Consider the following 500-nt stretch of genomic DNA (forward strand, 5'->3'; position numbering starts at 1 on the left):
CGTGACCGAAAAACCGGGACGCGAGGAAAACGCCCCCCCCGCACCCTGCCCGGTGAGCGCCGACCCGCTTGGGCATGATGAACTGCTATCATTACGCACCCAATGCGATCAGATTCTGGTGTTCTGATGTTGCACCTGCTTGGCTTTTCCCCTGACGATAACAACACGCACCAGCGCTTCTCGGCGCTTTACACCCGTGGCGACATTTGTGTCTTCACCGATGCAGGCCTGTTACTTGCATCACAGCTGGAGCTGAAAGGAGATGGCTACCTGCTGACGCATTCATCCTTACAACTCCCGGACAGTGCCCTGCCGGTGATAGATCATGCGGGTCTGATCGCACTGATCGCCGAACACGGCCCGTGCACCAGCTGGTATTGAAACGCCTCTACGTACCATTCTTCACGCAACACGCCTTAAACCCGATGAGATGGAATCATGACTGAACATGCTTTTGCGCCTTTCGTTCGCACCCTGGGCCGCGGCAAACGCGCCCGCCG

The 500-nt window shown here is 57.6% G+C and carries 1 protein-coding gene; it reads left to right on the top strand.

Going from position 1 to position 500, the window contains the following annotated elements; all coding sequences use genetic code 11:
• Positions 1-126 precede the first annotated feature (126 nt).
• Positions 127-381, top strand: coding sequence for a hypothetical protein (locus A3754_RS01025; protein WP_063518623.1), 255 nt, complete (start codon positions 127-129; stop codon positions 379-381).
• Positions 382-500 lie beyond the last annotated feature (119 nt).

Source organism: Alcanivorax sp. HI0083 (assembly GCF_001635175.1).

Bases quoted from the DNA above. Each gene is read 5' to 3' on its own strand.
- A3754_RS01025 (WP_063518623.1), top strand. From the start codon at position 127: ATGTTGCACCTGCTTGGCTTTTCCCCTGACGATAACAACACGCACCAG.